Annotated in this window: 9 protein-coding genes; 6 read left to right on the top strand and 3 right to left on the bottom strand. The window is 68.9% G+C overall.

The features are described from left to right. Nucleotides 1-65: 65 nt before the first annotated feature. Complete coding sequence (locus tag ACWD3I_RS22675; RefSeq protein ID WP_365409957.1) at nucleotides 66-797, top strand: response regulator transcription factor; 732 nt, start codon at nucleotides 66-68, stop codon at nucleotides 795-797. Next, nucleotides 784-2,556 carry a HAMP domain-containing sensor histidine kinase gene (locus ACWD3I_RS22670; RefSeq protein WP_365409954.1) on the top strand — a complete coding sequence of 591 codons (1,773 nt, stop codon included), beginning with the start codon at nucleotides 784-786 and terminating at the stop codon, nucleotides 2,554-2,556. The genes ACWD3I_RS22675 and ACWD3I_RS22670 overlap by 14 nt, the downstream gene beginning before the upstream one ends. 529 nt (nucleotides 2,557-3,085) lie before the next feature. Here ACWD3I_RS22670 and ACWD3I_RS22665 read toward each other — a convergent pair. Beyond that, nucleotides 3,086-4,231 carry an ABC transporter substrate-binding protein gene (locus tag ACWD3I_RS22665; RefSeq protein ID WP_365409951.1) on the bottom strand — a complete coding sequence of 382 codons (1,146 nt, stop codon included), beginning with the start codon at nucleotides 4,229-4,231 and terminating at the stop codon, nucleotides 3,086-3,088. A gap of 838 nt (nucleotides 4,232-5,069) precedes the next feature. On the opposite strand from ACWD3I_RS22665, the gene ACWD3I_RS22660 reads away from it, so the two are divergent. The 3 genes from ACWD3I_RS22660 to ACWD3I_RS22650 all read left to right on the top strand — a co-directional run bounded on the left by ACWD3I_RS22660 (nucleotide 5,070) and on the right by ACWD3I_RS22650 (nucleotide 9,332). Further along, nucleotides 5,070-6,281 carry a cytochrome P450 family protein gene (locus ACWD3I_RS22660; protein WP_365409947.1) on the top strand — a complete coding sequence of 404 codons (1,212 nt, stop codon included), beginning with the start codon at nucleotides 5,070-5,072 and terminating at the stop codon, nucleotides 6,279-6,281. Between the two features lie 247 nt (nucleotides 6,282-6,528). Continuing rightward, the gene (locus ACWD3I_RS22655) at nucleotides 6,529-7,752 is read left to right on the top strand and encodes a cytochrome P450 (protein ID WP_365409944.1); all 1,224 of its coding nucleotides are present in this window, start codon (nucleotides 6,529-6,531) and stop codon (nucleotides 7,750-7,752) included. Nucleotides 7,753-7,847: 95 nt separating this feature from the next. Next, nucleotides 7,848-9,332: an MFS transporter gene (locus tag ACWD3I_RS22650; RefSeq protein WP_451084148.1), complete on the top strand. Its 1,485-nt coding sequence runs from the start codon at nucleotides 7,848-7,850 to the stop codon at nucleotides 9,330-9,332. A 520-nt stretch (nucleotides 9,333-9,852) separates the two neighbouring features. On the opposite strand, the gene ACWD3I_RS22645 is transcribed toward ACWD3I_RS22650, so the two are convergent. Continuing rightward, nucleotides 9,853-12,069, bottom strand: coding sequence for an MMPL family transporter (locus ACWD3I_RS22645; RefSeq protein ID WP_365413103.1), 2,217 nt, complete (start codon nucleotides 12,067-12,069; stop codon nucleotides 9,853-9,855). Nucleotides 12,070-13,121: 1,052 nt separating this feature from the next. Beyond that, nucleotides 13,122-13,667, bottom strand: coding sequence for a PadR family transcriptional regulator (locus tag ACWD3I_RS22640; RefSeq protein ID WP_365413101.1), 546 nt, complete (start codon nucleotides 13,665-13,667; stop codon nucleotides 13,122-13,124). A 125-nt stretch (nucleotides 13,668-13,792) separates the two neighbouring features. On the opposite strand from ACWD3I_RS22640, the gene ACWD3I_RS22635 reads away from it, so the two are divergent. After that, nucleotides 13,793-13,990 carry a ferredoxin gene (locus tag ACWD3I_RS22635; protein ID WP_365413105.1) on the top strand — a complete coding sequence of 66 codons (198 nt, stop codon included), beginning with the start codon at nucleotides 13,793-13,795 and terminating at the stop codon, nucleotides 13,988-13,990. The last annotated feature ends 198 nt before the right edge of the window (nucleotides 13,991-14,188 follow it).

The following is a 14,188-nucleotide window of genomic DNA, read 5'->3' as shown; positions in this document are numbered from 1 at the left end:
AGGGAGATGTATCGAGATTGTCAGCAGGGCGGGCCCCGCTGGACGCCCGACCTATAGTCACCGTCATGAGCGCACGGATCCTGGTTGCCGAGGACGACGTCAGACAGGCTCAGGTACTGCGCATGTATCTGGAGTCGGAGGGGCACAGCGCGGTGGTCGTGCACGACGGACGGGCGGCGATCGACGCCGCGCGCCGGCTGCGGCCCGACCTGTTGGTGCTGGACGTGATGCTGCCGAAGGTCGACGGCCTCGACGTGTGCCGGATCCTGCGCGGCGAGTCGGCCGTACCGGTGTTGATGCTGACCGCGCGGTCCGACGAGAACGACCTGCTGCTCGGCCTCGATCTCGGCGCCGACGACTACATGACCAAGCCCTACAGCCCGCGCGAGCTGATGGCCAGGATCCGTACGCTGCTGCGGCGGGTGGAGCGTGTGGAACCGGCGGACGACGGCGTGCTGCGGGTGGGTCCCCTCACGGTGGACCCCCTCCGGCACGAGGTGCTGGACGCCTCCGGCCGCGAGGTCACGTGCACGCGCGGGGAGTTCACGGTCCTGGCGACCATGGCCGCCGAACCCGGGCGGGTCTTCACCCGCAGGCAGCTCCTCGAACGCACCCGTGGCTGGGACACCGCCCCGACGGACCGCACGATCGACATGTACGTGATGAACCTGCGCAAGAAACTCGAGCCCGACCCGCGCCGCCCCGCGTACCTGGTCACCGTCCACGGGGTCGGCTACAAGCTGACCCCGGGACCCGCCGCCGTGGAGGACCGGAGTGAGCGGCGTGACCCGCGCTAGAGTCCCGCTGCGCGGCAGCCTGTTCACCCGCCTGCTCACCGCCTCGCTGCTGGTCGCCGTCTGCGCGGTGGCGGCCACGACCTGGCTCGCCGTCACGACCACGACGCGGGCGATCCGCACACAGCAGGGGGAGTCCCTGGAGGACGACACCGGCATCTACGACGCCCTGATCGGCTACGCGGCGACGCACTCCGACTGGGTCGGAGTGCAGGAGCTGGTCGGCGACCTCGCGGCGCGATCCGGGAGGGCGGTCACGGTGACCACGACCACACAGGCACGCACCCGCATCGCTGGTTCCGAGAAGGCCGTCGAACTGCCGTACCGGCCGACCGCACAGGTCGACCCGCTGCGGCTCGACCCGGTCCTGTCCGATGCCGGCACGATCGATCCGCGCGCCGTGGGCCCATACCTCCTGGAGGCGAAGGACCGCAAGCAGCTGCGGCGAACGGCCGACACGATCGCCCGGTGCCTGCGCGCGAGGGGAATCGACGCCGAGATCACCACGCTGCCCAGCGGACGCCCCGAGATCCGGCCGGCCCGCCCCGCCCCCGACCCCGAGGGGAGAAAGTCATGCGATCCCGTCACTCTGGCGATACCCCTGCCGTCGGAGAGGCTGGCGTTGTCGCAGGTGAGCGACCTCGCCTCGAAGTGCATGAAGCAGCAGGGCAGAGCGGGGCTCGACGTCCTTGCGGACTTCTCCTGGAGCTACACCTACGCGACCGGTCCCGAGAACTCCGACCGTGCGGCCCAGGAGTGCGTCAACGACGCCCGGCGCCAGCAGCTCCGGGCCTACGTCTCGCCCCCTGTGCTGCTGTTCGTCGGTGACCGCAGCAGTCCGGAGAGCTCGGGCCTGCGGCTGTCCGCGGGGAACATCCTGCGGATCGTCGGTGCGGCGGCTCTCGTCCTCGCCGTCGCCGCCACCGTGACCACGCTCGTGGGCAGACGGCTGGTCCGTCCGCTGCGCGCCCTGATCCAGGCGGCCCAGCACCCCGTCAGCGAGGCCGTACGGGTCCCGGTGACAGCCAACGACGAGATCGGCCTGCTCTCCGCGGCGTTCAACGACCTCGCCGAGCGCAGACAGGAACTCGAACAGCAACGCAGGGCGATGGTCAACGACGTGGCGCACGAGCTGCGCACCCCTCTGACCAACATCCGCAGCTGGCTGGAGGCGGCCCAGGACGGGCTCACCCCGGCCGACCCTGAGCTGCTCGCACTCCTCCTGGACGAGGCGGTACTGCTGCAGCACGTCATCGACGATCTGCGTGATCTCGCGGCAGCCGATGCCGGGAACCTCGTGCTGCACCGTGAGTCGCTGCACATCGGTGAGCTGCTCGAACAGGTGACGGCGGCCCACCGCGGCACCGCCGACCTGGCCGGCGTCGGGCTGCGGATCGAGGCCGCCGGGACGGTCGAGGCACATGCCGACCGGGTGCGGCTGCGTCAGGTGATCAGCAACCTCGTGTCCAACGCGGTCAGGCACACGCCGGACGGTGGCTCCGTCGTTCTGCGGTCCCGCGTGGAGGGCGACTACCTGGTCGTGGAGGTCGCCGACTCCGGGACCGGAATCGATCCGGCTGACCTGGACCATGTCTTCGACCGTTTCTGGCGGGCGGACAAGTCACGCAACCGGGAGACCGGCGGAAGCGGCCTCGGGCTGGCCATCGTCCGCAAGCTGACAGAGGCGCACGACGGGTCCGTCTCGGTGGCCAGCGCTCCGGGCCGCGGCTCGGTGTTCACCGTCCGGCTGCCACAACCGTGACGGGACTGTGGGCGTGGATCGCCGGGTAACGACGAGCCGGCCGAGGTGAACCGTGCTCCGGATCCTGTCCGGAGAGTGGACGGCTGGACACATTCCTCGGAGGTGAGTTTCAGCAGGCCCCTGCACCCCACACGGCCGCCACGGGAATCAACACCGTCTCCGGATCGAAATGCCCGGCGGTCCTGGTCAGTTGACCGACCAGGACGACCGTGATCGCTGTCCCTGCCGTCCCACGTGCCGCTCAGGGGCGGCGGAACGATGACGACGAGGACCATCCACAACAAGAGCATGGCCGTGATCCAGATGTGCCGGGCGAGAGGACCGAGCCTGTTCCAGGCCGCCGGACCCACCGCGTGTGCCACGGCCAGCAGCCCGCTGACGGTACGGCGAAGTACACGGCAGGCCCCTGGACGGATTGACTCACACGGCACGGACAGGCGCCGGAGTCCAACCGGCGCCTGTGTGGCTCATGTGAGGAGCGAGGCTGCCGGTCCCGCCGGGGAGTGGGGACCGGCGGCCTCGCCGACCGTCACGCCCCGGGGTGCAGGCCGAGCGAGCCCGGCGTCGGGGCGCCCTGGACCTCGCCGAAGTACAGGGCGAAGGTCTGCTTCCAGCGTTCGACCGCGGCGCGGTCGGCCATGAAGGGGGGAAAGCCGTCGATGTTCGCGTTCGGGTACTCCCAGATGGGCTTCAGACCTGCAGGGAGAACGCTGTCGGTGCGCACCGACCAGCCGTTGAAGGACGCCTGCTGCGTGGCGGAGGACACCGCCCAGTTGAGGTAGAGCTTGGCGGCCGCCAGGTTCTTGGCCTGCTTGAGGATCGCGGCGGGCTGACCCCAGGCCATAAACGGGTGGCCGTCCGGGACGACGAACCTCGCGGGAGACGACGACGGTGCGGCCAGTGAGCCCGCCGTACCGATACCGATCGTCTTCTCCCCGGAGAAGACCGCGTCCCCCGGCGAGTTGGCGCCCCGGGCGAACCGCACGTCCTGGGCGGCGAGCTTCGCCATCCAGTCCCAGCCGTACTTCTGCGCGTACAGCGTGTAGAGGTAGAGGACCGCGTCGTCGTCGTGCGGGTACGACGACGCGATCTTCCCCTGCCACTTCGAGTCGATGAGGTCGAGCGGGGTGCGCGGAGCATCCGAACCGGCCGCGGCGACGCCGTACATGAAGCTGAACGCGACCGCCTGGATGCCGACCCATGCGCCCTGCGGATCCTTGAAGGCGTCGTACACCTTGGAGAACCCGGCCGGCTTGTAAGTGAGCAGGCGGCCCTGCTTCTTCCAGCGGTCGTAGTCCTGCAGGGTCTGCAGCTGTACGACGTCGGGGACGAGCGTGTCGGTCGCGAACTGGTTGTCGACGCGGACGTCGTGGTACTTGCTGTAGTCGACGATCAGCGTCAGATCGATGTCCGGGAAGCGCTTGAGGAAGCCCGCCTTGGTGCCGTCCTGCTGGTCGGGCGTGTCGCCGCCGGCATAGATGACGAGCTTGCCGCCCTCGGCGAGAGCGGCCTGGTACAGCTCGTCGAGCGTCCTGGTCTCCTCTGGCCCGCCGGTCCGCCGGGAGGCGGTGGAAGAGGCGGAGGCCGGGACCGCGGTGGCACCGAGCGCACCGAGCCCGAGGGCCGCACCGGCCCCGGTGGCGAGGACACGTCGTCTGCTGAGGAAGTTCGACATGTTGGGGGCCTCTCTGATCGGGGATGGTGTCGCGGGGCCCGGCGCCAGGGCCGTGATCATTCTGTTTGCGCCGATCGGGTCTTCGCGTCGCCTGTCCGGAGCGGTGTGCGTGCTGGAGGTGGACACCGCGTTCAACCGAACGGTTGAACGCCCCTGAGGCCACCGTCATGGCTTCTCCCGCCGGCCACTTCCAGGCCACGCGGTCCAGGACCGGCGCAGGCCCTCGATGCGGGCGGCCCCACCCGGGACAAGGCGCCGCCGACCGCCGCATCGCACCGGGATGCCGCGTTCCGGCGCATCGGCGCGATGCCGTCCATGTGGCTCGCGAGCCGCGACCCGGAGTGCATGAAGGCCCCCGGCGCCACGGCACCGCCATCCGCATCTGCCTGCAGGAGGATCCCGAAGCCACCGGCGGCTCGGAGGCGGCGGTCCGTCAGTGCCGCACAACACATCCTCGTTTTTGAGGAGTCAGCACGACCAGGCCGAGCACCGGGGATCCGGGCGCGACCCTCACGTAGGCTCCGTCGGCTCCACCAAAAGGAGGATGCCAGTCCATATGGCGGTTACAGTAACCTACGTTTTCGTGACCTAGTGACGCTCGGGTAAACACAAGCGACCTTCGGACGAGTCGGCGCGACTTGCCCCACGAACAAGAACCCGGAAGACCGAACACCGCGCCGGACGATCACGCATGGGCTGTCCGCAGGGTGTCGAGCCGGGACAGATCCGGCGTAATCCGCCGCACCTCCCGGGATGCGGGGCCCCGCAGATCTCCACGTCCAGTTCCGCCGGTGCCGTCCCGCTGCGCTCACTGCCCTCTGGCCGGAGGAAGCCCCGCATGACAACCCGTATCGCTCTGGATCCACTTGTCCGCGACCTCGAGGGGGAAAGCGCGAAGCTGCGGAAGGCCGGCCCACTCGCTGCCGTGGAGTTGCCCGGCGGCGTCCCCGTATGGGCGGTGACCTATCACGCCGAGGCCCGGGCGCTGCTCACGGACCCGCGACTGGTGAAGGACATCAAGGCCTGGGGTGCCTGGCAGCGCGGCGAGATCCCCTCCGACTGGCCGCTCATCGCTCTGGCCAACCCGTGCCGCTCGATGCTGACCGTGGACGGTGCGGACCACCGGCGGCTGCGGACTCTGACCGCGCAGGCGCTGACTCCTCGCCGGGTGGAAAAGCTGCGCGAGCGCATCACGCAGCTCGCGGAGAGCCTGCTGGACCAGTTACCCACGAACGGCTCCGGCGTAGTCGACCTGAAGGCGGAGTTCGCCTACCCGCTGCCCATGTACGTGATCGCCGACCTGCTGGGCATCGAGGAAGGCCGACTCCCCCGACTGAAGGTCCTCTTCGAGAAGTTCTTCTCCCTGGAGACACCTCCGCAGGAGTTCGTCTCGACCCTCACCGAACTGACCCGGATCATGGTGGAGACGGTGGCGGCCAAACGGGAATCACCGGGCGACGACCTGACGTCCGCCCTGCTCCAGGCGCCAGAGGGGGGCGACCGGCTCACCGACGAGGAAATCCTTTCCACTCTCAAGGTGATGGTGGCGGCCGGCCACGAGACGACGGTCTCCCTGATCATCAACTCCGTCGTGAACCTCTCCACCCACCCCGAACAACGGTCGCTGGTCCTGTCAGGGGAAGCGCAGTGGTCCTCGGTGATCGAGGAGACCCTCCGCTACTCGCCACCCAGCTCCCACGTCCTCATCCGCTTCGCCACGGAGGACGTGCCGGTGGGCGGGGGAATGATCCCTGCGGGCGACGCACTGATCGTTTCGTACGGCGCGATCGGCCGCGACGAGATGGCACACGGTCCGACGGCGGGGGCATTCGACATCGCCCGCACAACGAAGAACCGGCACATCTCCTTCGGCCACGGTCCGCACGTCTGCCCCGGCGCGGCCCTCTCCCGCCTGGAGGCGGGAGTTGCACTCCCGGCCCTGTACAGCCGCTTCCCCGACCTCGCTCTGGCCGTCCCCTCTCGGGAACTCCGCAACAGGCCCGTGGTGACGCAGAACGATCTCCACGAGCTGCCGGTGCGCCTGAGGTAGCTCATCCGGTTCCTCGACTCCGGCCCGAGCGACGCGTTGAACGCGGGCGACGCGACGCCCAGACCTCACCGAGCCATGCGGATCACAGAACGGCCCATACCTGGCGCACTCTTGGCCGCGCGCCGATCTCCGAAATCCACCAAGAGGAGGATTCCGATCCGGATGCGACACGGTTACAGTGACCTAGGTTTCCGTAACCTAAGACACCGTAACCCTTGATGCCCCATGCCTCCCATCAGGAGTATCGATGAGCATTCCGAGCGGAACTCACGACGGTATCGACCTCCCCTCCTTCCCCGGCGGACGCTCGTCCGCCTGCCCGTTCGCCCCCCCGGCCGAGTACACGCAGTGGCGTCTGGACGAGGGGTTATCGCGCGTGCAGACGTCGCACGGCAAGACCGCCTGGGCGGTGAGCCGGTACGAGGACGTCAAAGTGGCGCTGGGCGATCCTCGGATCAGCGCGGACGTCCGTCGGTACCCCGTACTGATGGTCAGCGCCGAGGACCTGCGCATGCCGCCGGTGTTCCCACGTCAGGACGACCCCGAGCACGCCCGTACCCGCCGCATGCTGACCGGCGAGTTCACCGTCAAGCGCATGGAGGCGATGCGGCCGCAGTTGCGGCACATGGTCGACCGCATCCTCGATGAGATGATCGGCGAGGGACGACAGCCGACCGACCTCGTACGCGCCTACGCTCTGCCCGTTCCCTCGATGGCGATCTCGTTGATGCTCGGGGTGCCGTACGAGAACCACGAGTTCTTCCAGGAGCATTCCTCCGCCCTCGCCTGTGTCGACACACCCGAGGACCAAAGGAGGGCCGCACGGCGAGAGCTTTTCGACTTCATCGTCGACCTGGTGAAACACAAGGAGAGCGAACCCGGCGACGACCTCATCAGCCGACTGCTGGCCAACCGGGTCGGCACCGGCGAACTCACCCACGCCGAAGTGGCCATGATCGCCCAGATCCTGCTGCACGCCGGGCACGAGACCACGGCCAACATGATCGGGCTGGGGACGTTGGCCCTGCTTCGCCATCCCGACCAGGCCGCCCGTATCCGCGACACCGACGACCCCGGCGTGATCGCGGGCGCCGTCGAAGAACTCCTGCGCTATCTGACCATCGCCCAGGACATGGTGTGGCGGGTGGCGACCGAGGACCTCACCATCGGGGGCCAACTCGTGCGCGCGGGAGACCTGTTGACCATCAACCTTCCCGCCGCCAACCGGGATCCCTTCTTCCAGGACCCCGACAACCTGGACATCGACCGCAACTCCCGCGGTCACCTCGCCTTCGGCCACGGCATCCACCAGTGCCTCGGTCAGTCCCTGGCCCGTGTCGAACTCCAGGAGGCCCTGCCGGCACTGCTGCGCGCGCTGCCGAACCTCCGCCTGGCGGTACCGCTGGAGGAGGTGAGGTACCGGCACGACATGGCCACCTTCGGAGTCCACGAACTGCCCGTCACCTGGTGACCCCGACGCCGGATGCATCCCAGCACGACTGTTGCCCACCATCGCCCATTCCGTACGGCCGTCGCAGACGGCTCCCCCACACGGAGGCCTGATCCATGTCCCCCACGCACCCCACGCCCGCGGCCGCCGGGAAACCCGCCCACTTACGCGTGAACATCCTGGTGGCGGTTCTCGCCTTCGCCGGGATCACGGACGCCCTGACCCAGGCGTTGGTCTTCCCGATCGTCCCTCACCTCCCGCGGTACCTGAACGCCTCGGCGTCGGACACCGCCTGGACCGTCACCGTCATCCTGCTGTGCGGCGCCGTCGCCACACCGGTGATGGGACGGCTCGGCGACATGTACGGCAAGCGCCGCATGCTCCTGATCAACATGGGACTGCTGGTGGTGGGCTCGGTGATCTGCGCCCTGAGCGACTCACTCGCCCCGATGATCCTCGGCCGTGCGCTCCAGGGCCTGGCGAACGGAATCATCCCCCTCGGCATCAGCATCCTTCGTGAGGAGACGCCCGCCGCTCGGCTCCCCATGGCGACCGCTGTCATGCTCGGCTCCCTCGGGGTGGGCGCCGCCATAGGCCTGCCCACCGCCGCGCTCATCGCCGACAAGGTCGACTGGCACCTGCTGTTCTGGATCGGCGGTGCCCTGGCCGCCGTCGCCACCCTCCTCGTCGCCCGCTTCGTACCCGAATCGAAGGTGCGCGCCGGGGGACGTGTCGACATCACCGGCGCCCTCGGCATGACAGCGGGCCTGGTCTGCCTGCTCCTGGCCATCTCCAAGGGCGAGGACTGGGGCTGGAGCAGCGGCACCACCCTCGCCCTGTTCGCGGTGGCCGCCATCGTCGTACCGCTGTGGGGCTGGTACGAACTGCGCACCCCGCACCCCATGGTGAACCTGCGCACCGCGGCACACCCCCAAGTGCTGTTCGCCAACCTCGCCGCGGTGGCGATCGGATTCACCCTCCTGGCGATGCAGCTGGTTCTGCCGCAGGTTCTCCAGTTGCCGGAGGCCACCGGCTACGGGCTCGGCACCACTCTGGTGGTGACGGGTCTGGTGCTGGCCCCCCAGGGGCTGATGCTCATGGCGGCCTCCCCTCTCTCAGCTCGCGTGACCAGGGCCAGGGGACCGAGGTTCACCCTCATGCTCGGCTCGACGATCATCGCCCTCGGCTACCTCTTCTGCATGGTGATGATGTCCGAGGTCTGGCAGCTCATCCTGGCCTCCTGCATCGTCAGTGTCGGCACCGGACTCGCCTACTCCGCACTGCCCATGATCATCATGGACGCGGTCCCCCTGTCCGAGACGGCGGCCGCCACGAGCCTCAACGCGCTGATGCGGGCCATCGGCAACACGGTCGCCAGTGCGGTGGCGGGCTCGGTCGTCGCCCACATGACCATCGACTTCCATGGTGTGGAACTGCCCTCCGAGAACGCGCTGCGGATGGTGCTGGCGATAGGGGTCGCCGCCGCGGCGGTGGCCTTCGCCGTGGCGATCCGCATCCCCCGCCCGAGGCCGGGGGATGCTGTCCCGGCCTCCCGTCACATCGTGGAGACGGCCGCGAGAGGGCCGGTTTCCGACGTCTGAGGGACGAGAGGGCGGCCTGATCGGTCCAAGGCCAGGTGTCCGCTCGCGCGGCGACACGTCCCGAACGACACGGCGACGTCGTCGCGCGAGCGGACACCTGGCCTCCACGAATCGATCAGCGCAGTACTGATGCCCTGTCAAAGGTGGCTCGGTACCGTCGACAGGACCACGAACCCACCAGCGTGGAGGTCACACCGGTGCCGGTCGGACGGACAGCCGACAGGTCAGGGCCGGGACACCCGCCGGGTCGGTCAAGAACAGGAGTCAGACCGTCGCGGGCGGGCCTGCCACGAGTCCTCGACCGATCCCGTGGGCAACTCGACTCCCCCACGCAAAAGGCGAGTTACGAGCTCGATCGACGTATGTCGACAGCCGCGCCCGGCCTGCTGCACGAGCCTGCTGAGGGCGAGGCCGGTGCCTCACAGCCAGTTCGGTGCGGGTGCTGGGAGTCGACGTGTCCGTCCCGTCTTGGGCCCAGGTGGGGCCGCTGCGGGCTCCACCCCGGCAATCGGCCACCAGGTCAAGTGGAAACGTGAATCCCGGTATCGGTCTTCTCGTCATGTGCGGGAGGGTCGGCGGTGTGCAGTCGGCTGAGTGCCTCGCCCTCCACATCGACGTGGGGCAGGATTCTGTCCAGCCAGCGCGGGAGCCACGAGACCTTGTCGCCGAGCAGGGCGAGGACGGCGGGCACGAAGGCCAGGCGGACGACGAAGGCGTCGAACAGGACGGCGACCGCGAGGCCGAATCCGATCATCTTGACCATGGACTCGTCCGCGGTGATGAACCCGGCGAAGACGGCGATCATGATGAGCGCGGCCGCGACCACGATGCGGGCGCTGTACTGGAAGCCGGTGGTGATCGCGGGACCTGATGCCTGCCCGTGGACGTAGGCCTCACGGATGCGTGAGACCAGGAAGACCTCGTAGTCCATGGCGAGGCCGAAGACGATGCCGACCAGGAAGATCGGCGTCAGGCTCATGATGGGACCCGTCGTCTCGACTCCGAACAGACTGGCGCCCCAGCCCCACTGGAAGACCGCGACGATACAGCCGAGGGCCGCCAGTACGGAGAGCAGGAAGCCGAAAGCGGCCTTGAGGGGGATGACGATGGACCGGAAGACCACCAGCAGAAGCAGGATGGCCAGGCCCACCACGACCACGAGATACGGGATGAGGGCACCGCGGACCTTTCCCGCGACGTCGATGTTCAGCGCGGTGGTGCCGGTGACCTCGAAGGTCGCCCCGGTGCCGGCCTCGGTCTCCGGACGCTGGTCACGGATGGTGTGGACGAGGTCTTCGGTCTTCTCACTGGTGGGCGCGTTGGCGGAGACGGCGGAGAACACCGCGGTGTCGCCCGCTTCGTTGAACCGGGGGGTGGAGACGGACACGACACCAGGGGTGGCCTTGATGCGCTGCTCGATCGTCCCTACCGCGCCCTGCGGATCATCGGCACCCTGCGCGTCCACGACGATGGTCAGCGGCCCGTTGAAGCCCGGACCGAAGCCTTGGGCGAGGTCGTCGTAGGCGCGGCGTTCGGTGGTGGACGTGGGCTTGGCCTCTGCGCCCGGCATGCCCAACTGGAGGCTCAGCGCGGGAATGGCGAGCACCACCAGACCGGCGACCGCGGCGAGGCGGACGGGGATGGGGTGGCGCTGGACGAACTCGGCCCACCGGGACCCGCGGTTTCCGACCACTCCCTGGATGCGCCGTCCGGTCAGGCGGTAGCGGCGTGAGAGGACGGCGCGCGGCCAGAAGCCGATCAGGGCCGGGACCAGGGTCAGTGCGACGAGGACGGCGATGACGACCGCGCCGGCGGCGGAGAGGCCCATCTTCGTGAGCATCGGGATGCCTACCACGGAGAGCCCGGCGAGCGCGATGACCACGGTGAGTCCAGCGAAGACGACCGCGGACCCGGCCGTGCCGACCGCCAGCCCGGTCGCCTCCTCGGGGCCGTGCCCGTTGGCCCGTTCTTCTCGGTAGCGGGAGACGACGAACAGGCCGTAGTCGATGCCGCAGGCGAGCCCCAGCATGGTGGCCAGTGTTCCGGTCGTCGAGGACAGCCCGAACGCGTCGGCCAGAACCGCGATCGTGAACATGCTGAGAGCGACACCGACGATCGCCGTCAGCAGGGGCAGGCCGGCGGCGACGAGCGAGCCGAAGGTGACCAGCAGCACCACGGCGGCGACCATGACGCCGATCACCTCTCCCACCTCGCCCGACGATCCCTCGCTCGCCAGGGCGGTGCCGCCGATCTCCACGGTGAGGCCGGCGGACCGGGCCTGCCGTGCGGCATCGAGAAGGGTGTCCTTGGCCGCGTCGCTCAAGTCGGCGGCCCCCACGGTGTAGGTGATGGACGCGTAGGCCGTCGAAGCGTCCTCGCTCACCGCCTGAGCCTGGAAGGGGTTCACCGCGGAGGAGACTTCGGGCCCGTCCGCCACCTTGGCCACGGCCTTGTCGATGGCCGCCCGGTTGTCGGCCGCGGTGACCTTCTGCCCGTCAGGGGCGACGAACACCAAGCGGGCGCTCGCCCCGTCGGCCTGAGCACCGGGGAAGCGTTCCTCCATCAGGTCGAACGCCTTCTGCGACTCGACACCCGGTGTGGAGAATTCGGTCTCAGGTGCGGCGGGCGCCTTGGTGGCGGCGAAGCCGACCCCGGCCAGGATCACCGCCCACAGCAGGGTGACGTACCAGCGTCTGCGAGACGCGAGACGGCCAAGCTTGTACAGGTATACGGCCATCGAAGTCCACGCTTCCCTAGATCAACCATCGGGAATCACATTTTGTGGTGATCTTTCGATAGCTGCGCGTCGAGTGCTGTTCCCTTCGCTCATCCATGCACTCCGCGGCGCGCGGAGCGATGCGGGCGGCGTACGTGACCTCGCTCGGGCCGTGGAGAAGGGTGTGACCAGCCACTACTCGTGTTTGCGAGCATGTGTCCGTGATCGAGAAGCTCTCGTTGACCACCACACCCAGGTCACCGCGCTGGACACCGTTCGACGGCTCAGTTCCGCCAGGACATGGCGCGGCAGGCCGACGACATGGCGAATCGACGGTGCGTCAGCGAATGCCCGCCTCCGCACGCAAGGGCGCGTAGGTGACCGGCGGCTTCGCCGCGATCGCGGCAGGACCACTTGCCGGGACACCACCTCCGTGGCCCGCTTTTTGGCCGGGCGCCTTCCCGCATGCCGGGCGTCTCCGGGACGATCCCGCGTGAGATCCGCGTGCTCGCAAAGCCACGCGGGTCTCGCACCGGCGGCCGCCGCCACTGTCACCGACAGCGCGACGGCCGCCCCACACCCGCCACTGACGTGGAAGTGCCCGCGCGTTCTCCTGCGCGGACACACGGCCGGCACGCTCCCGCGCGCTCCCGGCCGCAGCCTCAACGGCGCCGACTCCGTCGTGGCCTCCCCCGAGGGACGACCCGCACGACGGCCGAACAGAGAACCGCCATCGCACGTCACCCGCCATCAGCAGCGGCGCGGTTTCATCCTCCCGTCACCGCCCCACACTCGCCTGGGCCACCCAGTCCACACAGCTCAGCCGCTCGGTTCCCACATCCGAGACCAACGGGGGCTTGCCAAGAGGCTCAGCACCCCAGCAGCACTGCGTCCACGTCAGCCTGGCCCCTGCTTCAGGACCTCGATGTTCAAGCACGGGCTTTCACCGGCAACTCCGGCACACCGTCCGCCCCACGCCGCTTTGCGGCACTTCGGGGTCGTCGTCGAGGGGCCGTGAGGTGACTCTCCAGACGGAACGGATCAGGAATGCAGCCTGCGGGTCGCGGCGCTCGTCATCGGTGTTCGTCGTCGCTCTGCGGCTCGGCGGGACCGGCCTTCCGCTGGATTTCCGCCCGCAGTTCGGCCAGCCAGGCGCGGTCGGCGTCGATCCTGACGATCCCGTGGTCGAGCGCGAGACGGCTCCACTGCTCCACCCGCGCGAACGCCAGCGCCGCGACACGGTCGCGGTTGCGCACCAGCACCCGGTCGCGGGCATCGAGCACAGCGAGCTGTTCCTCAGGGCTCAGCCAGGCGAAGTTCACCAGCCGTGCGTGGAACTCACGGGACTGGTCCACCCCTCCCTCGGGAAGCTCGGCCAGCATCTCGTGCAGCAGTTCCCGGCCGACGTCCGTGATCGAGTAGACGTGCCGAGGCGGCTTGGCCTCCTGCTCCTCCGAACCACGCAGCACGGCACCACCGTCGACGAACTGGCGCAGCCGGGGATAGAGCGAGTTGTTCGACAGCGCGTGCCCTGTCGCCGCCTCCACCTCCCTGCGCAGTTCGTATCCGTGACGGGGCCCGCGCGCCAGCTCGGCCAAAAGGAGGATGTCGATCCACATAAGGGTTACTGTAACCTAGGTCACCGTAACCGAGAGACTCTCGCTCGCTCCCCTCATGGGCCATCCCCCCTTCTCGCGGCCCCACTCCGCTACCGAGCCCCGGACGAGGAAGACATCACATGCGTATGGACGTGGAACTCGACGAACCCAAATGCGTTGCCGCCGGTCAGTGTGTCCTCGCCGCTCCCGACGTGTTCGACCAACGCGACGAGGACGGCGTCGCCGTCCTGCTCGACACCCAGCCCGCACCAGAACTCCTCGACGGCGTGAAGGAAGCCGCAGCCCTCTGCCCTGCAGCAGCGATCCGCTTGGTCGAGCGGTGAAGCGCATCTTTGCCGTCGCAGCTTCGGCCGCCGAACACACCGCAGCCGAGGCGTTACGCCGGAGGGGTTACGACGGGACGCCGCCCCTCATCGACTACGAACCACGCCCGCCCTACGACCGGCCGCCGCTTCCCAAGCAGTTCCTGACCGGCCGGTGGGCAATCCGACAGGCCGCCTTGCGCCCCACAGCCGACCTGG

It is taken from the genome of Streptomyces sp. NPDC002817 (genome assembly GCF_053592055.1).
The sequence above is the reverse complement of the archived record's forward strand: the minus strand, read 5'-3'. Positions and strand labels throughout refer to the sequence as shown.

Excerpts from the sequence above, each read along its gene's own strand:
- ACWD3I_RS22675 (WP_365409957.1), top strand. The coding sequence starts at position 66 with ATGAGCGCACGGATCCTGGTTGCCGAGGACGACGTCAGACAGGCTCAG.
- ACWD3I_RS22665 (WP_365409951.1), bottom strand. The coding sequence starts at position 4,231 with ATGTCGAACTTCCTCAGCAGACGACGTGTCCTCGCCACCGGGGCCGGT.
- ACWD3I_RS22660 (WP_365409947.1), top strand. The coding sequence starts at position 5,070 with ATGACAACCCGTATCGCTCTGGATCCACTTGTCCGCGACCTCGAGGGG.
- ACWD3I_RS22655 (WP_365409944.1), top strand. The coding sequence starts at position 6,529 with ATGAGCATTCCGAGCGGAACTCACGACGGTATCGACCTCCCCTCCTTC.
- ACWD3I_RS22650 (WP_451084148.1), top strand. The coding sequence starts at position 7,848 with ATGTCCCCCACGCACCCCACGCCCGCGGCCGCCGGGAAACCCGCCCAC.
- ACWD3I_RS22645 (WP_365413103.1), bottom strand. The coding sequence starts at position 12,069 with ATGGCCGTATACCTGTACAAGCTTGGCCGTCTCGCGTCTCGCAGACGC.
- ACWD3I_RS22640 (WP_365413101.1), bottom strand. The coding sequence starts at position 13,667 with ATGTGGATCGACATCCTCCTTTTGGCCGAGCTGGCGCGCGGGCCCCGT.
- ACWD3I_RS22635 (WP_365413105.1), top strand. The coding sequence starts at position 13,793 with ATGGACGTGGAACTCGACGAACCCAAATGCGTTGCCGCCGGTCAGTGT.